Origin of the sequence: Streptomyces sp. NPDC052687 (genome assembly GCF_040678395.1) — a bacterium.
Classification (GTDB): domain Bacteria; phylum Actinomycetota; class Actinomycetes; order Streptomycetales; family Streptomycetaceae; genus Streptomyces.
In genome coordinates, this window is sequence record NZ_JBFATR010000013.1 from 42,936 (window position 1) to 67,698 (window position 24,763).

At 72.6% G+C, this 24,763-nt stretch carries 17 protein-coding genes; 9 read left to right on the plus strand and 8 right to left on the minus strand.

The annotated features are described in order from the left end of the window. Positions 1-3: 3 nt before the first annotated feature. The 4 genes from AB0K92_RS14200 (at position 4) to AB0K92_RS14215 (ending at position 2,993) form a co-directional block, all read left to right on the plus strand. On the plus strand, positions 4-1,095 hold the full coding sequence (locus AB0K92_RS14200; RefSeq protein WP_365922573.1) for an ADP-ribosylglycohydrolase family protein: 1,092 nt from the start codon (positions 4-6) through the stop codon (positions 1,093-1,095). 262 nt (positions 1,096-1,357) lie between these two features. After that, positions 1,358-1,663, plus strand: a complete 306-nt coding sequence (locus tag AB0K92_RS14205) for a 4a-hydroxytetrahydrobiopterin dehydratase (protein WP_365922575.1) — start codon at positions 1,358-1,360, stop codon at positions 1,661-1,663. A gap of 7 nt (positions 1,664-1,670) precedes the next feature. Continuing rightward, positions 1,671-2,426 carry a class I SAM-dependent methyltransferase gene (locus AB0K92_RS14210; RefSeq protein WP_365922577.1) on the plus strand — a complete coding sequence of 252 codons (756 nt, stop codon included), beginning with the start codon at positions 1,671-1,673 and terminating at the stop codon, positions 2,424-2,426. 93 nt (positions 2,427-2,519) lie between these two features. Next, positions 2,520-2,993: a carboxymuconolactone decarboxylase family protein gene (locus tag AB0K92_RS14215; protein ID WP_365922579.1), complete on the plus strand. Its 474-nt coding sequence runs from the start codon at positions 2,520-2,522 to the stop codon at positions 2,991-2,993. 70 nt (positions 2,994-3,063) lie between these two features. Here AB0K92_RS14215 and AB0K92_RS14220 read toward each other — a convergent pair whose 3' ends face one another. Both AB0K92_RS14220 and AB0K92_RS14225 read right to left on the minus strand, forming a co-directional pair. Then, positions 3,064-5,754 (minus strand): cellulose binding domain-containing protein, encoded by a 2,691-nt coding sequence (locus AB0K92_RS14220; RefSeq protein ID WP_365922581.1) that lies wholly within the window; start codon positions 5,752-5,754, stop codon positions 3,064-3,066. A gap of 166 nt (positions 5,755-5,920) precedes the next feature. After that, entirely contained in the window at positions 5,921-8,839 is a 2,919-nt protein-coding gene (locus AB0K92_RS14225) for a glycoside hydrolase family 48 protein (protein ID WP_365922583.1), read from the minus strand. A 472-nt stretch (positions 8,840-9,311) separates the two neighbouring features. Here AB0K92_RS14225 and AB0K92_RS14230 point away from each other — a divergent pair, with 472 nt between their 5' ends. After that, positions 9,312-11,039 carry a glycoside hydrolase family 6 protein gene (locus AB0K92_RS14230; RefSeq protein WP_365922585.1) on the plus strand — a complete coding sequence of 576 codons (1,728 nt, stop codon included), beginning with the start codon at positions 9,312-9,314 and terminating at the stop codon, positions 11,037-11,039. 348 nt (positions 11,040-11,387) lie between these two features. Next, positions 11,388-12,209, plus strand: coding sequence for a methyltransferase domain-containing protein (locus tag AB0K92_RS14235; RefSeq protein WP_365922712.1), 822 nt, complete (start codon positions 11,388-11,390; stop codon positions 12,207-12,209). Positions 12,210-12,425: 216 nt separating this feature from the next. Here AB0K92_RS14235 and AB0K92_RS14240 read toward each other — a convergent pair whose 3' ends face one another. The 3 genes from AB0K92_RS14240 to AB0K92_RS14250 form a co-directional block, all read right to left on the minus strand. Next, entirely contained in the window at positions 12,426-13,262 is an 837-nt protein-coding gene (locus AB0K92_RS14240) for an aldo/keto reductase (protein WP_365922587.1), read from the minus strand. A 126-nt stretch (positions 13,263-13,388) separates the two neighbouring features. Then, positions 13,389-15,215, minus strand: a complete 1,827-nt coding sequence (locus AB0K92_RS14245) for an AMP-dependent synthetase/ligase (protein WP_365922589.1) — start codon at positions 15,213-15,215, stop codon at positions 13,389-13,391. 289 nt (positions 15,216-15,504) lie between these two features. Then, positions 15,505-16,410 carry a LysR substrate-binding domain-containing protein gene (locus AB0K92_RS14250; protein ID WP_365922591.1) on the minus strand — a complete coding sequence of 302 codons (906 nt, stop codon included), beginning with the start codon at positions 16,408-16,410 and terminating at the stop codon, positions 15,505-15,507. 199 nt (positions 16,411-16,609) lie between these two features. Between AB0K92_RS14250 and AB0K92_RS14255 the strand changes: the two genes are divergently transcribed. Next, positions 16,610-17,662, plus strand: coding sequence for a bile acid:sodium symporter family protein (locus AB0K92_RS14255; protein WP_365922593.1), 1,053 nt, complete (start codon positions 16,610-16,612; stop codon positions 17,660-17,662). Here the strand turns inward: AB0K92_RS14255 and AB0K92_RS14260 are convergent. The 3 genes from AB0K92_RS14260 to fdhD all read right to left on the minus strand — a co-directional run bounded on the left by AB0K92_RS14260 (position 17,595) and on the right by fdhD (position 22,019). Further along, positions 17,595-18,845: a hypothetical protein gene (locus AB0K92_RS14260; RefSeq protein ID WP_365922714.1), complete on the minus strand. Its 1,251-nt coding sequence runs from the start codon at positions 18,843-18,845 to the stop codon at positions 17,595-17,597. The two genes, AB0K92_RS14255 and AB0K92_RS14260, sit on opposite strands and share 68 nt — an antisense overlap. 59 nt (positions 18,846-18,904) lie before the next feature. Next, positions 18,905-20,842, minus strand: coding sequence for an exo-alpha-sialidase (locus tag AB0K92_RS14265; protein ID WP_365922595.1), 1,938 nt, complete (start codon positions 20,840-20,842; stop codon positions 18,905-18,907). Positions 20,843-21,170: 328 nt separating this feature from the next. Beyond that, positions 21,171-22,019, minus strand: a complete 849-nt coding sequence (gene fdhD / locus AB0K92_RS14270) for a formate dehydrogenase accessory sulfurtransferase FdhD (RefSeq protein ID WP_365922597.1) — start codon at positions 22,017-22,019, stop codon at positions 21,171-21,173. Positions 22,020-22,270: 251 nt separating this feature from the next. On the opposite strand from fdhD, the gene AB0K92_RS14275 reads away from it, so the two are divergent. Next, entirely contained in the window at positions 22,271-23,218 is a 948-nt protein-coding gene (locus tag AB0K92_RS14275) for a beta-ketoacyl-ACP synthase III (protein ID WP_365922599.1), read from the plus strand. 328 nt (positions 23,219-23,546) lie between these two features. After that, on the plus strand, positions 23,547-24,728 hold the full coding sequence (locus AB0K92_RS14280) for an ROK family transcriptional regulator (protein ID WP_365922601.1): 1,182 nt from the start codon (positions 23,547-23,549) through the stop codon (positions 24,726-24,728). The last annotated feature ends 35 nt before the right edge of the window (positions 24,729-24,763 follow it).

A 24,763-nucleotide genomic window follows, 5' to 3' on the forward strand; every position in this document is an offset into this window, starting at 1 on the left:
CGCGTGAACGAGCTGTCGCAGCAAGGAGACCAGCAGGCACGGGCGGTGTACCGGTCACGGGTGCGCGGCTGTCTGCTCGGCGGGGCGCTCGGCGACGCCCTCGGCTACCCGGTCGAGTTCAGCTCCCTCGACGCGATCCGCGCCGCCCACGGACCGCGCGGCGTCACCACCCTCGTCGCCGACGCCGGCGGCGTGGCCGGCCGGATCAGCGACGACACCCAGATGACCCTGTTCACCGTCGAGGGCATCCTCGTCGCCCGCCGCCGCGAACGCGAGAAGGGCATCGGCGGCGCCGCCCACCAGCTGATGTACGAGGCCTACCAGCGCTGGCTCGTCACCCAGGAACGGCCCGGCCCCGAGGGCCCCTACGCCGCGTACACGGGCAACGACCGGCCGCTGCTCGCCGAGCCCTGGCTGTACGCCCGCCGCGCCCCCGGCAACGCCTGCCTGTCCGGCCTCCACCAGCCCTACGTCCCCGACCAAGGCGCCCCGCTCGGCGGCTTCGGGCCCGTCAACCCCAACTCCAAGGGCTGCGGCGGCGTGATGCGCTCCGCGCCCTTCGGGCTCACCGGCGCCCCCGCCGACCGCGCCTTCGACCTCGCCGCCCGCTGCGCCCGGCTCACCCACGGCCACCCCACCGGGTACCTCGCGGCCGGCGCGCTCGCCGCGATCATCGCGTACCTGATCACCGGGGACTCCCTGGAGGGTGCCGTCCTGCGCACCCTGCGGCTGCTCGCCGGCCGGCCCGGCCACGAGGAGACCACCGCGGCCCTGGGGAGGGCCCTCGACGCGGCAGCCGAGGGCACCCCCAGCGCGGACCGGCTGGAGAAGCTGGGCGCCGGCTGGATAGCCGAGGAAGCCCTCGCCCTCGGCGTCTACGCCGCGCTCGCCGAACCGCACCGGCCCGCCCACGCCCTGCTGCTCGCCGTCAACCACTCCGGCGACAGCGACTCCACCGGCTCCGTCTGCGGCAACCTCCTCGGCGCCCGCCTCGGCGACGTGGGGCTGCCGCAGGAGTGGGTGCGGCAGGTGGAGGGCCGCGAGCGCATCGCCGCGCTCGCGGACGACCTGGCGGCGGAGTGCGAGGCGGGCTGACGCGCGCGCCGCGGCTTGCGTGGTCCCGGCCGGCGCCTGTGCATGGGCCGGTGCCTGTGCGCGGGGCCGGCGCCGAGGCGTCACGGGTGGTGCCGAGACGACACGCGTGGTGCCGAGGCGTCACGGGCGATGCCGCATATGCCGATGGCCCGTACCCGGCGGCCGAATGCCGCCGCAGCCACCCCCCGGCGGCCCCTCTGACCAGGACCGGAACCCCGTCCCTGTGGCAGGCTGGACGGGGACCCCCGGAAGGAGCGAGGTCATGGCCGTCGAACCGCTGTCGCCCCAGGAGATCGAGGACCGGCTGGCCGAACTGCCGGGCTGGTCCCTCGACGCGGACCGGCTCACCCGCACCTACCGGCTCGGCTCACACATCGCCGCCGCCGCGCTCGTCATGCACATCGCCCGGGTGCAGGACGAGCTGGACCACCACTCCGACCTCACCCTCGGCTACCACGACGTGACCGTCTCGGTGCACACCCACAGCGTCGGCGGCAAGGTCACCGAGCTGGACATCGAGCTGGCCCGCCGCGTGTCCGCCCTCGCCCCGGCCCACGGCGCGGACTGAGCCGGCGGTGCTCGACTACGACAAGGAGGCCGAACACTACGACGCCTCCCGAGGCGGCGAGCCCCGGGCGCGCGCCGCCGCCGAGGCCGTCCTCGGCCTGATCCCCGCCACCGCGCGCAGCGTGCTCGACCTCGCCTGCGGCACCGGCATCGTCACCCGGCACCTGGCCGCTGCCCGCAGCGGGTCACGGGTGACCGGCGTCGACCTCACCGCCGAGATGATCCACCGCGCCGCCGCCCGCCTGCCCGGCGCCGTGGTCCGCGCCGACGCCCGCCGACTGCCCTTCCCCGACGCCACGTTCGACGCGGTGACCACCGTATGGCTGCTGCACCTGCTGCCGGACCCGGCGGGCGTGCGCGCCGTCGTCGCCGAGTGCGCGCGCGTGCTGCGTCCCGGCGGCGTCTGGGTCACCACCGTCGACAAGGCCGCCGCCCACAACGTCGGCAGCGACATCGACGCCGTCCTCGCCGACCGCCCCCGCACCCGCCCCGCCGACGAGTCCGCGGCCGTCGGGGCGCACGCCGCCGCCCACGGCCTGGTCCCGGCCGGCCGTGGGCGATTCCGTGGCCGCGGCCAGGGCCGCAGCCCCCGCCGCACCATCGCCGACCTGCGCCGCGGCTGGTTCGTCACCCTGCCGCCCGGCGACCCCCGCGCCGACGTCTTCGCCGAACGCCTGGCCGCCCTCCCCGACCAGGACCGGCCGCGCCCCGACCCGTGGTTCACCCTTCGCGCCTTCCGCAAGCCGCAGGCACCCCGGACCTGAGGGGCGACGCGGGTCACACCCGTCCGTGTCACACGGCGCCGGCGCGATCCGTCTCATGGGTGCGACCCACCGGCCACCACGAAGGGACACCCCATGGACGCGCGCCTGAACTACTTCGCCGACCCGACCGCCGGCAAGGCCCTCAAGCACCTCATGGCCGCGGGCCAGGCGATCAAGGCCTCGGCACTGCCGGCCGCCACGCGGGAACTCGTGTCGCTGCGGGTCAGCCAGATCAACGGCTGCGCCGTCTGCGTCGACATGCACACCAAGGAGGCCGCCGCCGCGGGCGAGACCCCGGTGCGGCTCCACCTGGTCGCCGAGTGGCGGGAGGCCAGCGTGTTCACCGAGGCCGAACGGGCCGCGCTGGAACTGGCGGAGGAGGCCACCCGGATCGCCGACGGGGCCACCGGCGTCAGCGACGAGGTGTGGGAGCGCGCCGCGAAGCACTACGACGAGGAACAGCTCACCGCCCTGGCGGTCCTGGTCTCCTTCATGAACGCGGCGAACCGCCTGAACGTCATCGGCCGGCAGCCGGCCGGGGATTACAAGGCCGGGCAGTTCCACTGAACCAGCGGGACTGAAAGGCAAGTTGAGGCAAGGGAGGGCGCGCACCGCTGCCGATGCGCGCCCTCCCGGTTCAGTTCATCGCGCAGGTTAGGTCACCCAGCCTGAACGCGGCCGGTTTCCCGTTCGCGCCCGGCGAGGTGCCGGTGAAGCCGAAGCTCACCGACGAGCCCGCGGCCACGCTCGCGTTCCAGCCGACGTTGCGCGCCGTCACCGTCCCGCCCGACGCGGAGTGCTCGGCGTTCCACATCTGGGACACCGTCTGCCCGTCGGGGAAGGACCAGCTCAGCGACCAGCCGTTCCAGGCGCCGCTCCCGGTGTTGGCGAGCCGCACCTCCGCCTGGAAGCCGCCCGACCACTGGTTGGTGACCTTGTACGTCACCGCGCAGGCACCCGTGGGCGTCGGCGTGGGCGTCGGCGTCGGTGTCGGGTCCGTGCCGCCACCGCCGCCCGTGCCGGAGGTGTCGCCGTAGATCACGCCGCGCCCGTTGGTCGCGACGTACACCCGCCCGTACACCCGCGGGTCGCCGGTGATCGCGGCGCCCGTCCAGCCCCACTGGTGGGCGTCGTCGTTGATCCGGGTCCAGGTCGCGCCCTGGTCGGTGGAGCGGAAGATGCCGCGCACCCCGGCGATCTTCGCGCTGGTGTAGAGCGTCTGGTACGAGGCGCCGGGCGCCGCCTTGCCGAAGCCGATGGTGTCGGCCTCCTGCACGTTCGACAGCCTGGTGAAACTCGCGCCGCCGTCCGTGGAGTGCCACAGCCCGTACGCCCCGTCGCTCGCGCCGCCCGCCAGCCAGATGTCGCCCTTGCCGCCGGGCAGCGCCTTGAAGCGGACGCTGTCGCCGCTCGGCAGGTTGGCCGCCGGTGACGCGGTGAAGGTCGCGCCGCCGTCCGTGCTGACGTAGAACTTCCCCGACTTGAAGCCGTAGAAGGTCTTCGGGTCCACCCGGTCCGACTCGACGATCGCGCCCTCGGGGATGCCGGTGGAGGCCTTCCACGACGTGCCGAAGCCGGTCGTGTGGTGCACGCCCGCGCCCTGCGGGCTCCAGACGAACCGGCTGCCGTCGGCCGCCGCCGCGACCGTCCCGCCGCCGCTCACCCCGGACGGGTCGGTCCCGGCGAACCAGTTCGCGCCGTTGTCCGTGGAGAACGCGATGTGCGGACCGGAGTCGAGGTTGCCGGCCCGGACCACCGTGTTCGGGTTCGACTCGGCGAAGTCGAGGCTGGTGGTGGAGGTGAAGTTGGGGGAGGTGTACATCATCGGCGGGACCTTCGTCAGGTCCGTGTGCCGGAAGCCGCCGATGTCACCGAGCGCGCTCAGCAGCGGCGCGCCGGACGGGGGAGAGGCGAGGTCGAGGACCGCGGTCTCCTCCAGGCCCTGCACCATCGGCTTGATGGTGAATTTGGCTCCCGTGTCCCAGTTGGTGAGGTTCTCGGTGCCGTAGACCGTGGCGCCGGTGCCGTACATCATCCGGTTCGAGTCGAACGGGTCGATCTCCAGCGCCTCCGTCATCCAGCCCAGCTTCGGGGTCTGCTCGGGCGGGGACGGGTGGGCGCCCCAGGTCAGCCACGGGGAGGACGAGACGTCCATCGTGTACCGGTTCTCGCGGTTGGGATACGACGTGTAGTCCCACGCCTTGGTCCAGGTGGCGCCGCTGTCGGTGGAGCGGAAGATCTGGGTGTCCGGCCACCAGGAGCTGTAGGCGGTGGCCATCACGGTGCCCGGCTTCTGCCGGTCCACCGTCAGTCCGCTGAAGCCGAAGTACGTGTCGGCCTCCGCGACCGGGCTGATGTCCGTCCAGGTGCCGGTCGCCGTCGTGTACCGGTACAGCCGGCCCTTGCCGCCGTCGTACGGCCCGCCCTTGTCGCTGTAGGCGAGGTACAGATGACCCTTGGCCGTGTCCAGGACGCCCTTGTGGGCGAGGTAGCCCGTCGGCTGCCCGGCCAGCCGCTGCCAGGTCGCGCCCGCGTCGGTCGAGCGGTAGACGGCGTTGTCCTTGTCGGCGACCCCGACGTAGATGGTCTTCGTGGCGCTGCCGGACGTGCCGGTGGACTCGTCGAAGGTGACCCAGACGATGCCCTGGTTGTCGCTGGCGTAGCCGGAGGTGTCGCTCGGGTCCTGCGCGTAGTTGCCGGGGTTGGGGAAGCTCGTCACCTGCGACCAGGTGGCCCCCGAGTCCGTCGACCGCCACAGGCCCTTGCCGCTGGGCGCGCCCAGGTACAGCACGCTGTTGCGGTTCGGGTCGACGGCGAGGCGCTCGCCCATGCCGCGGCCCGGCATGTTGCCGCCCAGCTTGAACGGCAGGTCGGTCTTCTGCCAGCTCGCGCCCCGGTTCGCGGAGCGCAGCACGGCTCCCTTGCCCGGGTCCCAGTCGTTGGTGTACGTGCCGACGGCCGCGTACACCTTGTCCGGGTCCACGGGGTCGGAGGCGAGGCTCACCACGCCCGTGTGGCCCCAGTCGTCCCAGCCGACGTGGTCGAGCAGGGGCGTCCAGGTCTTCGTCGACTGCTGCCAGCGGTAGGCGCCGCCGATGTCGGTGCGGGCGTAGGCGAGGTTCTTCTCCTTGCGGTTGAAGACGATGCCGGGGACGAAGCCGCCGCCGTCGATGCGGGCGTTCTTCCAGGTGTAGGTGTCGGCGGCGATCGACACCTCCCGCTCGACGGGCTCGGCCGCCGGCGCGGGCGGGGCGCCCGCGAGCAGACCGCCCGCGAGCAGGCCGGCCAGGAGCGCCGGCACGGCCGTGAGGATGCGGGTTCTTCGCACGGTGGGGATGTCCTTCCTGCTGCTTGAGCCGGGGGAGGGGCTGCGGGTGCTGCGAGGGGGACGTACGACGGCCGGGCGGTCCCCCGTGCGGGTGGGGACCGCCCGGCCGGACGGGGCCCCGCCGTCAGGTGACGGGGCCCGTGCACGCGGAGCGTTCAGCGGGGACTTATTCGAGGAGCTCCGCGTACGAACCCATGGCGGTGGCGATGTCCACCTGAGCCCAGAACCGGTGGTACGTGAAGGTGGGCGCGGCACCGCCCGCCAGGTAGGACTCGATCTTCGACCAGGCCGGGTCGTCCTTGTAGAAGGACCGGATCGAGGCGAAGGTCGAGGAGGAGTTGATGGTGTCGCCGTTCGGCATGGTGCCGGTCCAGCCGCTCGGGATGTAGACCTTCTCGTTGAAGCGGCTGTAGTCGGTGCGGGTCTCCGGGACGGCGATGCCGAGCGCGTCCTGGTTGTTCTCCCACATGCCGTCCAGCAGGGCCTTCGCCACCCGTGCCGCGTCCGTGTCACCGGAGCGGTCGGCGTAGTACGTCAGGGTCTTGGCGTACGAGGCGGCCACGCCGACGTCGTTGGTGTAGTCGACGACGGTGACGTGCAGCCCGGTGTTGGTGCCGGGGCTCGACGGGTTCCAGGTGTCGGGCTTGCCCGACCACTGGAGGGTGGACGGGATCCGGAAGGAGCCGTCCGGGTTGACGGTGGTCTTGGACAGCGCCCAGTCCACCCACTTGTCGAGGACGACCTTGGCGTCCGCGTCGCCCGTCTGCTGGTAGTACTCGGCGACCCGCTCCATCGACCACGCCTGGAAGCCGAACCACTGGTTGGACGGCGGGTCGTGGTAGACGGGCTTCTCGTCGTAGTACATGCCGTAGAAGGTCGGGGTGCCGGCCGGCGGGGTCGCGTAGCGGCCCGCCCAGCTGTTGGTGGCGCCGCCCGCGATGGCGCCCTCGGCCGACTGCAGCCAGCGGTAGAACTCCAGCTGCCGGTCGAGGGACTTCGCCCAGTCGGCCTGGCCCGTCGCCGACTTCGGCTTCAGGTCCGGGTAGTTGGCCAGGGCGTGCGCGGCGAGCGGGTTCTGGTAGCCGCCGTGCGCGTGCGAGGAGCCGATGCGCCAGGCCCAGCCCGCCGAGGTGTCGACGGCGCCGCCCCAGGCGTAGTACCAGGACAGCAGGTAGTGCGAGGAGTCCTTGCCGCTGCCCGCCGGGCAGGTGGCCGGGCCCACGCAGTTGCCCACCTTCTTGAAGTACTTGTCGTACATCGCGTACCGCAGGTAGTCACCCATCTTCGCCGCCTTGGCGACGGTGGCCGCGACCTGCGAGCCCTTGCCCTGCTGCTCGGCCCAGATGTCCGCCCAGTAGGCGGCCTGCACCGCGCGCGCGTCGGCGTCGGGGGCGTTGGTGAACTTCCACTGCTTGGCGTAGGAGGAGTCACCGGTGAACAGGTCCAGGTAGCCGTTCTTGCCGCCGTACTTGAACGCGTCGCAGGTCGGCTGCGGGACCGTCTCCCAGACCGACTCCTGGGGGCCGCGCTGGAAGGTGTTGATGTACGACGGGCCGGTGTCGGTGGGGCCCGCCTCGCACTTGCCGGGCGAGTTGCCGTAGCCGTAGACGTTGTCGACGTCCTGGATCCAGTGCATGCCGTAGATCTCGTCCGTGCCGTACGCGGACTTCAGCTCACCGGCGATCGGGTCCGGGCCGACCGAGACGCCCGTGTCCAGCTTGGACGGGTACTCGTTCGGGGTGTCCAGCTCCGGCGCGTAGGTCGCCGGCTTGGAGGCGTTGTAGTACGAGTTCGTCGGCTGGTCGGCCTTGGTGGGGATCATGTACTTCTCCATGATCTCCCAGGCGCCGTTGAACTTGGACCAGTCGCCCGTCACCTTGCCGTACATGGCCTGGAGCCACAGCAGGTAGCTGTACGCCTCCGACGTGGTCTCGTGGCCGTGGTCCGGCGCCTCGACGATCAGCGTCTCCACCGAGTGGTAGGGGATCCCCTCGGGGGAGAAGTAGCCGTTCGCCGGGTTGGTGATCTTCCCGTACAGCTCCAGGAAGCGGGCGTCGTACTCCTTGGTCGCGCCGATCTGGGTGACCGTCACCGACGCCTTGCCGTGGCCGGGCGCCGTCGACTCGAAGACGGCCGCGCCGGTCCCGGAGGAGTCGGCGGTGATCGTCACCTTCTGCGGGGTGTTCCAGTTCGACGGGGTGAAGGTCAGCGAGGCGCCGCCGGTCACCGTCAGGCCCGTGTTGCCGGAGGCTCGGGCGGTGGTGACCGTGACGTTCGAGGACGGCTGGGTGGACAGCCGCACCTCGTAGCTGCCCGTCTTGCCCTGCTGGACGGGCAGTTGGGTCGGCGAGGCCACCACGGCGGGGCCCGAGGCGACCGTGATGCCGACCGGCGTCGAGGACCCCGAGGCGCCCAGGCTGTCGTACGCCTTCGCCACCAGCGAGTGGCTGCCCACGGACAGTCCGGTCGCCGAGAAGGTGTACGGCGCGGTGGTGTCCGTGCCCAGCAGCGTGGTGTCGTCGTAGAACTCGACCTTGGTGACGCTCGCGTTGTCCGCCGCCGCCGCGGTGGCCGCCAGCGGCACCGGGTCGCCCTGTGAGTAGACCGCGCCCGGCTTGGGGCTGGTCAGCACGGTGATCGGCGGCTGATGGGCACCGGCACACGTGGTGCCGTTCACCGCGAAGGAGGTGGGGGCGGTGTTGGTGCCGCTGTAGGTGAACTGGGCGCCGGTCGACACCGCCGCGCCGGCCGCGATCCGCCCGTTGTACGAGGCGTTCTTCACGGTGACCGCCTGGCCGGACTGCGACCAGGTGCCGTTCCAGCCGTTCGTCAGCTTCTGGTTGCCGCTGTAGGAGTACGTCAGCGTCCAGCCGTCGATCGGATCGGTACCGCGGTTGGTGAGCGTCAGATCCGCGGTGAAGCCGGAACCCCAGTCGTTGGTCTTCTTGTAGTCGACGCTGCACTGGAGCGCCGCCGCGTGCGCGGGGCTCGGGTTCGCGGCCAGCATCGACAGGGGTACCGCGAGGGCCGCCACCACGGCGGTCCACAACCGCCGCGCGGTGCGGCGTCTGGTTCTGGGGGGCATGAGCTGGTTCCTCCTTGCGGCAGTTGCGACAGGTGCGGCTGTTGCGGCTGTGCGGCTCGGAATGTCAAGGCTTGAACCAGTGGGAGCGCTCCCATAGTGAGGACGGGGCATGTTCCGGTCAAGACGCTTGAAGAGTCGAAAAGATTCGATGAACGTGCCGGCGGAAAAGTCAAGCAACTCCTCTGTTCTTTGCCGTCACTTGGCGCTACCTTCGACCCTCACCAGTGGGAGCGATTCCGCCAGTCGACGGGCCGTCAGGACCCGTCCCAGCTGCAAGGAGTCGCTCATGCGACACCCCCCGCGTTCAGGTCTTTTACGTGCCGGCGCCGCCGTGCCCACTCCCGTGGGACCCCCGCCGCGCCCGCTTCTCGCTCACTCGCGCTGACGTGCTCCGGCCACCGCGCCCCCACCGCGCCCTCCTTGAGGGACGGGCCGCCCTGTCACAGAAGTCGCACGAAGAGGAACCCCACCGATGAGCCGTACCCGCACGAGAACCGCACTGCTGGCCGCACTCACGCTCGTGGGTGGTGCGACCGGCACCGCCATGGCGGCGATCCCCGACGACACCGGCGCCGCCGCCATCCCCTGCACCGTCGACTACAAGGTGCAGAACCAGTGGAGCACCGGTTTCACCGCCTCCGTCACCGTCACCAACCACGGCGCCGCCAAGTCCGCCTGGTCGGTGAAGTGGTCGTACGCCGGCAACCAGAAGGTCACCAGCGCCTGGAACGCCAAGGTCACCCAGAGCGGGAGTGCCGTCACCGCCGCCAACGAGAGCTACAACGGCCCGCTCGGCACCGGCGGCTCGGTCAACTTCGGCTTCCAGGGCACCTACAGCGGCACCAACGCGATCCCCGCCACCTTCACCCTGGACGGCGTCACCTGCAACGTCGACGACGGCAGCGGAGGACCCGGCGGCCCCACCGACCCGCCGCCGAACCCGTCGGGCAAGGCCGACAACCCGTACGCCGGAGCCAAGGTGTACGTGAACCCCGAGTGGTCGCGGAAGGCCGCCGCCGAGCCGGGCGGCAGCCGCATCGCCAACCAGCCCACCGGCGTCTGGCTGGACCGCATCGCCGCGATCAACGGCGTCAACGGCGGCATGGGCCTGCGCGCCCACCTCGACGAGGCGCTGAAGCAGAAGGGCTCCGACCAGCTGGTCGTCCAGCTGGTCATCTACAACCTGCCCGGCCGGGACTGCGCCGCCCTCGCCTCCAACGGCGAGCTGGGCCCGACCGAGATCGACAAGTACAAGACGCAGTACATCGACCCGATCGCCGCGATCCTCGCCGACCCCAAGTACAAGGACCTCAGGATCGTCACCACCGTCGAGATCGACTCGCTGCCCAACCTCGTCACCAACGTCACGCCGCGGCCCACCGCCACGCCGAACTGCGACGTGATGAAGGCCAACGGCAACTACCAGAAGGGCGTCGGCTACGCCCTGAACAAGCTCGGCGACATCCCGAACGTCTACAACTACGTCGACGCCGGCCACCACGGCTGGCTCGGCTGGGACGACAACTTCGGCGCCTCCGCCGAGATGTTCAAGTCCGCCGCCACCACCGAGGGCGCGACCGTCGCCGACGTGCACGGCTTCATCGTCAACACCGCCAACTACAGTGCCCTGAAGGAGGACCACTTCAAGATCACGGACACCGTGAACGGGACGTCCGTGCGCCAGTCCAAGTGGGTCGACTGGAACCGCTACACCGACGAGCTGTCCTACGCCCAGGCGATGCGCGACAAGCTGGTCTCGATCGGCTTCGACTCGAAGATCGGCATGCTCATCGACACCTCCCGCAACGGCTGGGGCGGTACCAAGCGGCCTGCCGGGCCCGGTCCGACGACCGACGTCAACGCCTATGTCGACGGCGGCCGCTACGACCGCCGCATCCACCTCGGCAACTGGTGCAACCAGGACGGGGCGGGACTCGGTGAGCGGCCCCGCGCCAACCCCGAGCCGGGCATCGACGCCTACGTCTGGATGAAGCCGCCGGGGGAGTCCGACGGCGCCAGCAAGGAGATCCCGAACGACGAGGGCAAGGGCTTCGACCGGATGTGCGACCCCACGTACACCGGCAACCCGCGGAACAACAACAACATGTCCGGTGCCCTGCCGAACGCCCCGCTCTCCGGCCACTGGTTCTCCGCGCAGTTCCAGCAGCTGATGCAGAACGCCTACCCGCCGCTGAGCTGACGGGTGCGGGCCACCGCGGCGTCCGGCGACCGCGGTGAGCCGGAAATCCGGCCAGTCGTGTTGCCGTTGCGGCAACACGACTGGCTCCTTCGCGGTGCGTCGGCGCACGCTGTCCGCACCCCGGAGGAGAGGCTGAGCACCATGCCGCACGACCACCACGACCCCGCACCCGGCCACGAGCACCGCGACGGGCACCGCGACGAGCACCGGCACGAGCACGACCACCGGCATCAGCACGACCACCGGCATCAGCACGACCACCGGCATCAGCACGGTCAAGGCCACGACCACGACCACGGCGACGATCATGGCCACGGTCACGGCGACGGCGACGTCGACTGGGCCGGGATGGCCCCGCTGCTGGAGGCCCAGGCCGAGCTGTTCACCCCGCTGTACGAGCGGGCCCTGGCCTGGCTGGCCAAGCAGCAGACCGACCCGGGCCTGGTGGTGGACGCGGGCAGCGGACCCGGCGTCGTCTCCTGTCTGCTCGCCGAGGCCTTCCCCGGCGCCCGCGTGGTCGCCGTCGACGCCACCGAGCCACTGCTGGAACGGGCCCGCGCCCGCGCCGAGCGGCTCGGCGTCGCCGACCGGTTCGGCACCCTCGCCGGGGACCTGCCCGGCGTCCTCGGCGACCTCGACTACCCGGCCGACCTGCTGTGGGCGGGCCGCAGCCTGCACCACCTCGGCGACCAGCGCGCCGCGCTCGCCGCCTTCGCCGACCGGCTCGCACCGGGCGGCACCCTCGCCATCCTGGAGGGCGGCCTGCCCGCCCGGTTCCTCCCCCGCGACCTCGGCTTCGGCCGCCCCGGCCTCCAGGCCCGGCTGGACGCGCTCCAGGAGGAGTGGTTCGAGCGGATGCGCGCGGACCTGCCCGGCAGCGTCGCCGAGACGGAGGACTGGCCGGCGCTGCTCGCCGCCGCGGGCCTCGGCCACCCGCACACCCGCAGCTTCCTGCTGGACCTGCCCGCCCCGGCCACCGAACGGGCCCGCGCCTATGTCGCCGCCACGCTCTCCCGGATGCGGGACGGCTTCGGCGACCGCCTCGACGCGACCGACCGCGCCACCCTCGACCGGCTGCTCGACCCCGACGACGAGGCGAGCGTGCACCACCGCCCGGACGTGTTCGTGCTGGCGGCGCACACCGTGTACACGGCGACCAAGTCCCTGTGACGGATCCGCCGCCCTGTCCGCCGCCCTGTCCGCCGCCCGGTCCGTCGGCCGGTCCACCGACCGATCAGCGCTGGGCGGGCCCCCGGCCGCACGACGGCGCCCCGGGACCTTGCGGTCCCGGGGCGCGGTCACGACGGCTGTGCCGTGGCGGTCGGTCCGTACGGCCAGGCAGTGCGGCCAAGCGGTGCGGCCAAGCGGTGCGGTCAGGCCGTGCGGTCAGGCCATGTCGAACTCGGCGGGGTCCGGGCCGATGCGCCGGTCCTCGTTCAGGGCGCTGATCGCCGCCAGGTCCTCGTCGTCCAGGGTGAAGTCGAAGACGTCGATGTTCTCCTTGATGCGCGACGGGGTCACCGACTTGGGGATGACCACGTTGCCCAGCTGGAGGTGCCAGCGCAGCACGACCTGGGCCGGGGTGCGGCCGTGCTTGCGCGCGATGGCGACGATCGCCGGCACCTCGAGCAGGCCCTTGCCCTGGCCGAGCGGCGACCAGGCCTCGGTGGCGATGCCGTGCTCCGCGTGGTACTCGCGGGCCGCCTGCTGCTGCAGGTGCGGGTGCAGCTCGATCTGGTTGACCGCCGGGACGACCGAGGTCTCACCGATCAGCCGCTCCAGGTGCTCCGGCAGGAAGTTGGAGACACCGATGGCCTTGATCCGGCCGTCCGCGTGCAGCTTCTCCATCGCCTTGTACGTGTCGACGTACGTGTCCCGGGCCGGCAGCGGCCAGTGGATCAGGTACAGATCCACGTAGTCCAGGCCGAGCTTGGCCAGCGAGAGGTCGAACGCGCGCAGTGTGGAGTCGTACCCCTGGTCGCTGTTCCAGAGCTTGGTGGTGACGAAGATCTCCTCGCGGGGGATGCCGCAGGAGGCGATCGCCTTGCCGGTGCCCTCCTCGTTGCCGTAGATCGCCGCTGTGTCGATGCTGCGGTACCCGGCCTCCAGCGCGGTGGTGACCGCCTGCTCCGCCTCGTCGTCCGGCACCTGCCAGACGCCGAAGCCCAGCTGGGGCATCTCGACGCCGTTGTTGAGGATGATCGGGGGGACCTTGCTGCTCACGAGCTCTTGATCCTTCGGTTGTCGTCAGGTGGTACTCACATCGTCAACGATCACGGGCCGCGTCGCATTCCTGACGGGAGAATCCGTAGGTGCGTCCGGAATGTCTTACGTCCGGTACGGCAGGTCTCACGTCTCGTACAGCGCCTCCACCTCGTTCGCGTAAGCCTTCTCGATGGCCTTGCGCTTCAGCTTCAGCGACGGGGTGAGCAGCCCGTGCTCCTCCGTGAACGGCTGGGCGAGGATGCGGAACGTGCGGATCGACTCGGCCTGCGACACCAAGGTGTTCGCGGCGACCACCGCGCGCCGGATCTCCGTCTCGAGATCCGCGTCGCGCACGAGTTCGGCGGGGGTGAGCAGGGGCTTGTTGCGCATCTTCAGCCAGTGGTCCACGGCTTCCCGGTCGAGGGTGATCAGCGCGGCGACGAACGGGCGGTCGTTGCCGACGACGACGCACTGCGCGACCAGCGGGTGGTCCCGGACACGTTCCTCCAGCGGCCCCGGTGAAACGCTCTTGCCGCCGGATGTGACCAGGATCTCCTTCTTGCGGCCGGTGATGGTGAGGTAGCCGTCCTCGTCCAGGGTGCCGAGGTCGCCGGTGGCCAGCCAGCCGTCGTGCAGGGCCGCGTCGGTCGCCTTGGCGTTGTTCAGATAGCCCTGGAAGACGTTGGGGCCGCGCAGCCAGATCTCGCCGTCGTCCGCGATGTGCACGGTGACGCCAGGGATGGGCTGCCCGACCGTGCCGTAGCGGGTGCGCTCGGGCGGGTTGGCGGTGGCGGCGGCCGTGGTCTCGGTGAGCCCGTACCCCTCGTAGACGCGCACGCCCGCGCCCGCGAAGAACAGGCCGAGCCGCCGGTCCATCGCCGAGCCGCCGGACATCGCGTGCCGCACCCTGCCGCCCATGGCCTCGCGCAGCCTGGCGTAGACGAGCTTGTCGAAGAACTGGTGCTGCATCCGCAGCCCCGCCGACGGGCCGGGGCCGGTGCCCCAGGCCTTCTCCTCCAGCGCCTCCGCGTACCGGACGGCGACGTCGACGGCCTTCTCGAACGGCCCCGAGCGGCCCTCCAGCTCCGCCTTGCGGCGGGCGGAGTGGAAGACCTTCTCGAAGATGTACGGCACCGCGAGGAAGAAGGTCGGCCTGAAGGCGGCCAGGTCGGGCAGCAGGGCGGCGGCGTTCAGCTGCGGCTGGTGGCCGAAGCGGACCCGGCCGCGGACCGCCGCGACCTGCACCATCCGGCCGAACACGTGCGCGAGCGGCAGGAAGAGCAGGGTGGCCGCCTCGTCGCCCTTGCCGGAGCGGAACACCGGCTCCCAGCGCTCGACGACCGTGTCCGCCTCGTACATGAAGTTGCCGTGCGAGAGCACACAGCCCTTGGGGCGGCCGGTGGTGCCCGAGGTGTAGATGACCGTCGCGACCGTGTCCGGGGTGACCGCGGTGCGGTGCCGGTGCACCATCTCGTCGTCCAGGTGGGCGCCCGCGTCGTACAGCTCGCGCACCGCGCCCGCGTCCAGCTGCCACAGCTGCTTGAGCCGGGGCAGCCGGTCGATGACGGTGGCGATCGTCATCGCGTGGTCCTCGTGCTCCACGACCGCGGCGGTCACCTCCGCGTCGTACAGCATCCAGAAGCACTGGTCGGCCGACGAGGTCGGGTACACCGGCACGACCTGCGCCCCGATCGACCACAGCGCGAAGTCGAACAGCGTCCACTCGTAGCGGGTGCGGGACATGATCGCGACCCGGTCGCCGAACCGGACGCCCTGCGCGAGCAGCCCCTTCGCGAGGGCCAGCACCTCGTCGCGGAACTCCGCGGCGGTCACGTCCCGCCACCGCCCGGTCTCGTCCTTGCGGCCCAGCGCGACGCGGTGCGGGTCCTCGTCGGCGTTGCGGTAGACCGCGTCGGCCAGACCGCCCACGGGGGGCGCCAAGGCCGGCGGAGGGTTGGTGAACTCGCGCAAACCCGCTCCCCCGATCTCCGTGACGGTTCCCGGTGACGCCTGGCGCCCCGCACAGACGGTGAAAGCTACCTCACGCGGAGTCGGGACGGGAGGGGTGTCGAAGGCGAGCGGTGCTCACGTTCGCGCTGGTCAGCGGGGGACAAAGCGCGTAGATCGGGAGGGGCCGGGCGCATTCCTGACGGCGGAGTAAGTTTCGGTGCCGTAATCTCCACGGAATCTGTACGACCCGCTTACCGGGCCGCCGGTGCGCGCACCGTCACCTCTCTCAGCGCGGGAACGGGCAATTTCGTCACTCCCGGTCTCCGCCCGGCCGCTCCCGCGCGGCCGGGGTTCCGCCCCGGTGCAGCCGGTCCCCGCCCGCGAGGATCGCCGCAGCCAGCGCGTCGGCCGCCTCCTGCGCCGGCGTACGCCGCCGGCCGTGCACCAGCACGAAGTCGACCCGGCCCAGCTCCGGCAGCCCGAACCTGTCGGGGACGCGGACCAGGCCCGGCGGGACCAGCCCCCGGGAGTGCGCCATCACCCCGAGCCCGGCGCGGGCCGCCGCGATCAGCCCGTTGAGGCTGCCGCTGGTGCACACGATCCGCCAGGCGCGCCCCTGCCGCTCCAGCGCCTCCAGCGCCAGCGCCCGGGTGATGCCCGGCGGGGGATAGACGATCAGCGGCACCGGGCGCTCCGGGTCGAGGCGCAGCCGGTCGGCGCCGATCCAGACGAGCCGGTCGTGCCAGACCAGCTCGCCGCGCGGGTCCTCCGGCCGCCGCTTGGCCAGCACCAGGTCCAGCTTCCCGGCCGCCAGCTGTTCGTGCAGGGTGCCCGACAGCTCGACCGTCAGCTCCAGGTCGACCTCCGGATGGTCGTGCCGGAAGCCCTCCAGGATCTCCGGCAGCCGGGTCAGCACGAAGTCCTCCGACGCGCCGAACCGCAGCCGGCCCCGCAGCCGGGTGCCGGTGAAGAACGCGGTCGCCTGCTCGTGCACCTCCAGGATGCGCCGGGCGAAGCCGAGCATCGCCTCGCCGTCCTCGGTCAGCTCCACGGAGTGGGTGTCGCGGGAGAACAGCGTCCGCCCGGTGGCGTCCTCCAGCCGCCGCACATGCTGGCTGACGGTCGACTGGCGCAGCCCGAGCCGCCGCGCGGCCTGCGTGAAGCTCAGCGTCTGCGCGACCGCCAGGAAGGTGCGCAGGTGAGAGGGGTCGTACACGGTGCGAGCATAGCGCCGTCATCGCGATCGGCGATGACAGTCAGAGTGGTATGCCGGATTCCCGATCGGCGGGCCGGGGAGCACGATGGAGAGGGCGGCCGGACCTTGTTGCCTGACCCCCTGACCCCCTGACCCCCTGACCCCCTGACCCCCTGACCCCTGCCCCCGAACCCCCTGACCGCGAACTGTGTGGAGCACCGTGAAACGCCTGCGACGGCCGAGCCGGCTGCCGATCGACCCGTACATCCTGCTGCTGCTCGGGACGGTGGGCCTCGCGGCGCTGCTCCCGGCCCGCGGCACGGCCGCCGACGTGGTCTCCGGCGCATCCACCGCCGCCATCGCGTTCCTCTTCTTCCTCTACGGCGCCCGCCTGTCCACCCGCGAGGCGCTGGACGGACTGCGCCACTGGCGGCTCCACGTCACCGTCCTCGCCTGCACCTTCGTCGTCTTCCCGGTGCTCGGGCTGGCCGCCCGCGGACTGGTGCCGGTGGTGCTCACCCACTCCCTGTGGCAGGGCCTGCTCTTCCTCACCCTCGTCCCGTCGACGATCCAGTCCTCCATCGCCTTCACCTCGATCGCCCGCGGCAACGTGCCCGCCGCGATCTGCGCCGGCTCCTTCTCCTCCCTCGCGGGCATCGTCATCACCCCGCTGCTGGCCGCGTCCCTGCTCGGCGGCACCGCCGGCGGGTTCTCCGCCGACTCGCTGGTGAAGATCGTGCTCCAGCTGCTCGTGCCGTTCCTTGCCGGGCAGGTGCTGCGCCGCTGGATCGGCGGGTTCGTCACCCGCCACAAGAAGGTCCTCGGTTACGTCGACCGCGGCTCCATCCTGCTCGTCGTCTACGCCGCGTTCAGCGAGGGCGTCGTCCAGGGCATCTGGCATCAGGTCAGCCCCGCCCGGCTCGCCGGACTGCTCGCGGTGGAGGCCGTGCTGCTGGCCGTGATGCTCGCCCTGACCTGGTACGGCGCCAGGGCGCTCGGCTTCGGCCGCGCCGACCGGATCACCATCCAGTTCGCCGGCTCCAAGAAGTCCCTCGCCGCCGGGCTGCCCATGGCGAGCGTCCTGTTCGGCGCTCAGGCCGCGCTGGCCGTGCTGCCGCTGATGCTCTTCCACCAGATGCAGCTGATGGTGTGCGCGGTCATCGCCAGACGCCGCTCCCGCGACCCGGAGGAAGAGCCCGGACCGGTCAGCGGTCCGCCGGCCGCAGCCGCAGCGTCACGAACCGCGGCCGGTACAGACCGGCGTTCCCGCTGAGCTGCGCCGAGGCGTCCGTCGTCCGCAGCCAGTTGACGTCGTAGCTGAGCACCAGCCGTCCGTCGTCGCCGCCCAGTTCCGGATGCGCCTGCGGGTTGTACGCGGCGACCTCGCCCGGCGGGAGCGGCGCGGTCAGGACGCGGGCCGGGCCGTGCCACGGGCCGGTGGGGGAGCAGGCCCAGTACGACGTCACGTCGGCCAGCCCGCGGGTGCCCGCCGCCATGGTGAACAGCACATACGTGCCGCCCCGCCGCACCACCGAGAACGCGCTGCCCACCCCCGTGCGCCGCTCGTCGCCGAGCACCGCAGCGGGCCGCGCCCCGGCCGCCCACCCGGAACCCGTCCAGAACTCCCAGGCGGCCGCCTCGGCGAGGGAGCCCGCCGGGACCCGGGCGACGAAGGCGGAGGAGACCGGCCGGGCGGCGGCCTGCCCGTCGTCGCCGCCGAAGACATAGCTGAAGCCGTCCCGCGCGACCAGCGTGGTCCCGAACAGCACCCGCCGCGAGGGGTCGGCCACCGCGCGCTCGTCCCGCACCACGGCGATGCTCTCGACGCGCAGTTCCGGCAGCGACAGCGTGGCGACCTCGGTGGCCAGCGGGACACCGTAGATCCACGGCGCCCGGCCGGCCTCGCGCGTCCACAGCACCACCCGCACCACCTGCTCGGCGGCGCCCGGCGAGCGGGGCTCGACGCGGGCGGCGACGGGCCAGCGCCACTGCCCGGGGGCCGGGTCGGGGAAGAGCGGGGCGGGCAGGGTCGCGGTCAGCCGGCCGCCCGCCGTCATCACCACCGCGGAGTTGCGTACCAGCGGGGCGCCGGCGTCGCGCCACGGGTGGGACTCGCTGGCCGGGTTGGGCGGGGCGTGCACCGGGCCGAGGTAGGTGTCGGAGAAGAGCCACAGCAGACGGCCGTCGGGCAGGCGCAGGGAGTGGGTGCCGTCGCCGCCCGTCCAGTCGTCGGTGCGGGCGGGGTCGTCGCCGTAGCGGGCGAACTCGGCGGTGAGGCGGTCGGCGGCGGACCAGGCGGCGACGGTGTGCGGCACGCAGCCGGCCCCCGGTCGTGCCCGGTCGCCGGAGTCCCGCCCGCCGCCCGGCAGCAGGGCCGCGAGCGCCAAGGCCAGCAGCACGGCCGTGAGCGCGGGCACCAGCGGCGGCCCGCCCCCGGCCCGGACCCGGCGCCGCACATCCGGCGCCTTGCGTACGTCTCGTCGCGCGCGTCCGTCCTCGGGCACGCTCCGGGACGTTAGCGGCTGCGGTCCACCCGGTCCATGGGCAGCCACAGCACGGTGCCCGCGGGGGAGGCGTCGTCCGGCTCGCCGTCGGCCAGTGCCCGGTTCCACAGCCGGACCTCGTCGATCGCGCCGGCGAAGAACGCCCGCGCGTCCATGCGCTGCCCGACGCGCACCCCGAACGGCGCGTTGCGGCTGAGCGAGCCGGGCACGTCCGCCGTTTCGGCGGCCGGCGCGCCGTCGACGGACAGGGTGAGCCGCCCGCCCCCGCGCCGCAGCACCAGGCGGTGCCAGCGGCCGTCGTTGCGGGCGCCCGCCGCGCTCACCTCGGCCGTGCGCACCGCCCTGGCGCCCTCCCGCACGGTGATCAGCCCGCGCAGCCGGTCGTGCGCGGGCTCCGCCCACAGCCGCAGCCGCGGCTGCGAGCCGCCGGCGCCGCCGACCGACAGCAGCGGCTGTTCGCCGGAGTCCGCGGTGTACCGGAACCACAGGGACGCCGTGAACTCGCCCGTGCCCAGTTCCAGTTGGGCGCGGTGGGGCAGTCGTACGGCGTCGTCGGCGCCGTCCAGGGCCAGCGCGCCGCCCAGGGCGCCGTCGGGGACGGGCGCGGCGCCGCCGAGGACGGCCGCCCGCTCGCCGTACGGGCCTAGATCCGGGGTGGTCGGGTCGGGGCCGAGGGGCGGCACCAGCCAGTCCTCGGTGAAGCGGGCGAAGCGGATCTCGTCGCGGGCGTCGGCGGTCCCGGCCTCGTAGAGCAGGCCGACGGTGTCCGGGGCGATCTCCGTCATGTCGGAGTAGCCCGCCCAGTCACGGGTGACGACCGTGCCCCGGTCCACGCTGTCCCAGGTGCGGCCGCCGTCGGGGGAGGAGCGGATCATCATGGTCCGGCGGCGGTCGGGATCGGCGGGCGCGGACAGCAGCAGGCGCGAGCCCAGCCGGAGGACCGCGCCCTGCACCTGCGGGGTGTACAGGTCCGGCAGGGCCTCGAAAGGCGCGTCGAAGGTGTCGCCGCCGTCGCCGCTGACGGCCTGGGTGCGGTGGCCGAGGTCCGTGCCGTCCTGTTCCCGGCCGCTCACCAGGACGGCGCCGTCGGCGAGTTCGGTCACCGTCAGCTCGGAGGGCTTCTGGCGGAAGACGCCGTCGTCCGCGACCGGCCAGGAGTCCGTCGCCCCGATCCGCCAGTGGTTGCCGCCGTCGTCGCTGACGACCAGCGCGGCGTGGTTCTCGGTGACCCGGCCGCCGTCCCACGTCTCGGCGTTGACACCGAACACCAGCCGTCCCGCGTGGGTCCCGTGGGCGAGCTGGACGCCGTGCACGGGCCCGGTGGCGTACCAGGAGTTCCAGTGCGGGGGCAGGATCTCCCCGCTCAGCTCGCGCGGCGCGGACCAGGTCCGCCCGTCGTCGTCGCTGTGCTGCAGATGCGGGGTGCGGTCGCAGGGCACCCCGCAGCCCGCTGCGTCCGTACGGCCCGTGTTGTGCGTCTGGGCCAGCAGGACGCGGCCCGTCTCCCGGTCCACCACCGGGGCGGGGTTGCCGTGGGTGTCACCGGCGCCCTCGGTGACCACCTGGAGCGGGCCCCAGGTGCGGCCGCCGTCCGTGGAGCGCTTGACGACGATGTCGATGTCGGCCGCGTCCCCGCAGTTCAGGACCCGTCCCTCGGCGAACGCGAGCAGGGTGCCCGCGGTGGTCCGCACCAGGGCGGGGATGCGGAAGCAGGCGTAACCGGGGTCCTGCGAGGCCTTGAAGAGCACCTGCTGCTCGAACGGGGCCATGCCCGCCGGGGATGCGGCCCACGCGGCTTCCGGGAAGACGCCGGCCCCCGGAAGGCCGCCGGCCCCCGGGAGGACGCCGACGCCCGGAAGGACGCCGGCTCCCGGAAGGACGGCGGTCGCCGTGAGGACGGCGGCCGTGGTGACGGTGGATCTCGTGCGTGCGAGAAGGCCTGACGGCACAGTGGGTCTGCCCTTCGGCTGGGACGGACTTGCGGACCTCCCGCGTCAACCTAGGGAGCCGCGGACGGCCGCCGCCGTCACCGACACCCGCGCGCGGGCACACCGTCACCGGGTCGGGCGTACGCCGCTCCTGACGCCCCGTCAGGCCCGCGGCACCACCTTGCCGAGATCACCCCGCCCTTCGATCATCTCGTGCACACGCCCGGCTGGCGTCGAGGCGAACTTCCGGGTGAACGACGGGCCGTAGCGCACCCTCGTCGCAGTCGCAGTCGCAGTCGCAGTCGCAGTCGTTGTCGCAGTCACACAGCGCCGGGTCGCGGCGCGCCGGTCAGTCGCGGGTGGCCGGGGTGCGCAGCGCGAGGCGGTGTTCCCCCGCGTACACGTTCATGGAGCTGCCGCGCAGGAAGCCCACCAGTGTCAGCCCCGTCTCCGCGGCCAGGTCGACGGCGAGCGAGGACGGCGCCGACACCGCCGCCAGCATCGGAATGCCCGCCATGACCGCCTTCTGCGCCAGCTCGAAGGAGGCCCGGCCGGACACCAGGAGGATCGCCCGGGACAGCGGCAGGCCGCCGCTCCGGAGGGCGCGGCCGACCAGCTTGTCGACCGCGTTGTGCCGGCCCACGTCCTCCCGTACGTCCAGCAGCTCGCCGTCCTCGTCGAACAGGGCCGCCGCGTGCAGCCCGCCGGTGCGGTCGAAGACCCGCTGGGCCGCGCGCAGCCGGTCGGGGAGGGCCGCCAGCAGCTCCGGGTCCACGCGCAGCGGGGGCTCGTCGGCGACCGGGAAGCGGGCCGTCGTGCGCACCGCGTCGAGGCTCGCCTTGCCGCACAGGCCGCAGGAGGAGGTGGTGTAGACGTTGCGTTCGAGGGTGATGTCCGGGAGGGACACCCCGGGAGCGGTCTGCACGTCGACGACGTTGTACGTGTTGGAGCCGTCCGCCGTCGCCCCGGCGCAGTACACGATGGTGCGCAGATCGTCCGCCGCCGCGAGGACGCCCTCGCTCACCAGGAAGCCGGCGGCCAGCGCGAAGTCGTCGCCCGGTGTCCGCATGGTGATCGCGAGCGGCTTGCCGTTCAGCCGGATCTCCAGCGGCTCCTCGGCGACGAGCGTGTCGGGGCGGGACGTGACCGCCCCGTCGCGGATGCGGATCACCTTGCGTCGTTCCGTGACTCGTCCCATGTCCCGATCAGTCCCGTCCGTCCCGGTTGTGTACGTGCCGGCAGCCGACGCGGCCCGTACGCACTCATTGTCCTGCACGCGCCGGGACGGGTCGCGGCCGCACCGTGGCACGCGCGGCTCCCCGCGGCCGGTCTGATGGGAGCCGACAATCCGGGCGCCCGTTTCCTGTGGCATCACCTGCCGTGCTACCCGTCAGTCACTGATCAGACTGGTGAACCCCGCTACCCGAGGCCCAAGGGGGAACACCATCCATGAACGGCTCGCGCATCACCGCCGTCGGCCACTACCAGCCCGCCAGGGTCCTCACCAACGAGGACCTGGCGGGCATGGTCGACACGAGTGACGAGTGGATCACGTCCCGGGTCGGCATCCGTACGCGGCACATCGCCGGCCCCGACGAGCCCGTGGACGAGCTGGCCGCGCACGCCGCCGCCAAGGCGCTCGCGGCGGCGGGACTCACCCCCGGCGACATCGACCTGGTGCTCGTCGCCACGTCGACGGCCGTCGACCGCTCCCCGAACACGGCCGCCCGGGTCGCCGCCCGCCTCGGCATCCCGCAGCCCGCCGCGATGGACGTGAACGTGGTGTGCGCCGGCTTCACCCACGCCCTGGCGACCGCCGACCACACCGTGCGGGCCGGGGCGGCGCGGCGGGCCCTGGTCATCGGCGCCGACAAGATGTCCGACGTCACCGACTGGACCGACCGCACCACCTGCGTGCTCGTCGGTGACGGGGCGGGGGCCGCGGTCGTGGAGGCCTGCGGGTCCGGCGAGGAGGCGGGCATCGGTCCGGTGCTGTGGGGATCGGTGCCCGAGATGGGGCACGCGGTGCGCATCGAGGGCACGCCCGCGCGGTTCGCGCAGGAGGGCCAGAGCGTCTACCGCTGGGCGACGACCCAGCTGCCGCCGCTCGCCCGCGCGGCCTGCGAACGGGCCGGGCTCGCCCCCGAGGACCTGGCCGCGGTGGTGCTGCACCAGGCCAACCTGCGCATCATCGAACCCCTCGCCGAACGGCTCGGCGCCGTCAACGCGGTGGTGGCGCGCGACGTGACCGAATCGGGCAACACCTCGGCCGCCAGCATCCCGCTCGCCTTCTCGAAGCTGGTGGAGAAGGGTGCCGTGTCGAGCGGTGACCCGGTGCTGCTGTTCGGTTTCGGCGGCAACCTGTCGTACGCCGGGCAGGTCGTCCGCTGCCCGTGACACGACCTTGCCGTGTCGCGGGCCCGTCGTGACGCCTTGCCGTGTCGCGGGCCCGCCGTCACCGCCTCGTCGCCGGCGGGGTGCGGGCCTCAGAAGGCGTCGGCGTGCGCCCGGGCTCCCTCGGCGCCGCTCCTTCGGCGGCCCGTACCGATCCCGTCCCCGCGCGGCTTTGTCCGCGCAGCTTTGTCCTGTGAGTGGAAAAAGTCGGGGCCAATTCCTGCGCGACTTCTTCCCACCTCCGGCAGCCGCTGCTACGTTCCCCCTCGAAAGCCGGACGCACCGGTGACCGCGATGGCCGGACATGAGGCGGGAGGGGCACGTGAGACGTATGACCGCGCGACCCGCGAACGCCCATCAGGCCAGACTGCTGAAGCTGTTGCGGGACGGCGGGCCCAACTCGCGGGCCCAGCTGGGCGATCAGGTCGATCTGTCGCGGTCCAAACTGGCCGTGGAGGTCGACCGGCTGCTGGAGACGGGCCTGGTCGTGGCCGACGGACTCGCCGCCTCGCGCGGCGGCCGGCGCTCCCACAACATCCGGCTCGCCCCCGGCCTGCGTTTCCTCGGCGTCGACATCGGTGCCACCTCCATCGACGTCGCCGTCACCAACGCGGAACTCGAGATCCTGGGCCACATCACCCAGCCCATGGAGGTCCGCGAGGGACCCGTCGCGGTTTTCGAGCAAGTCCTCGCCATGGCAGGCAAGTTGAAGGCCTCGGGGCTCGCCGAGGGCTTCGACGGCGCCGGCATCGGCGTGCCCGGCCCGGTGCGCTTCCCCGAGGGCATCCCGGTCGCGCCCCCGATCATGCCGGGCTGGGACGGCTTCCCGGTCCGGGAGGCGCTCAGCCAGGAACTCGGCTGCCCCGTCATGGTCGACAACGACGTGAACCTGATGGCCATGGGGGAGCAGCACGCCGGCGTCGCCCGTTCCGTCGGCGACTTCCTCTGCGTCAAGATCGGCACCGGCATCGGCTGCGGCATCGTCGCCGGCGGGGCGGTCCACCGCGGTACGACGGGCAGCGCCGGCGACATCGGCCACATCCAGGCCGTACCCGACGGCCGCCCCTGCGCCTGCGGCAACCGGGGCTGCCTGGAGGCCCACTTCAGCGGCGCTGCCCTCGCCCGCGACGCCCTGGAGGCCGCCCAGCAGGGGCAGTCCGCCGAACTCGCCGCCCGCCTGGAGGCGAACGGCACCCTCACCGCCGTTGACGTCGCCGCCGCGGCCGCCGCGGGCGACGCCGTCTCGCTCGACCTGATCCGTGAGGGCGGCACCCGCACCGGCCAGGTCATCGCCGGCCTGGTCAGCTTCTTCAACCCCGGCCTGGTGGTGATCGGCGGCGGGGTGACCGGCCTCGGCCACACCCTGCTCGCCGCGATCCGCACCCAGGTCTACCGCCAGTCGCTGCCGCTCGCGACCGGCAACCTGCCCATCGTGCTGGGCGAGTTGGGCCCCACCGCCGGTGTCATCGGCGCGGCCCGTCTCATCAGCGACCACCTGTTCTCACCCGCGTAGGCACAGCCCCGTACGACCGCACGACCGTACGACCC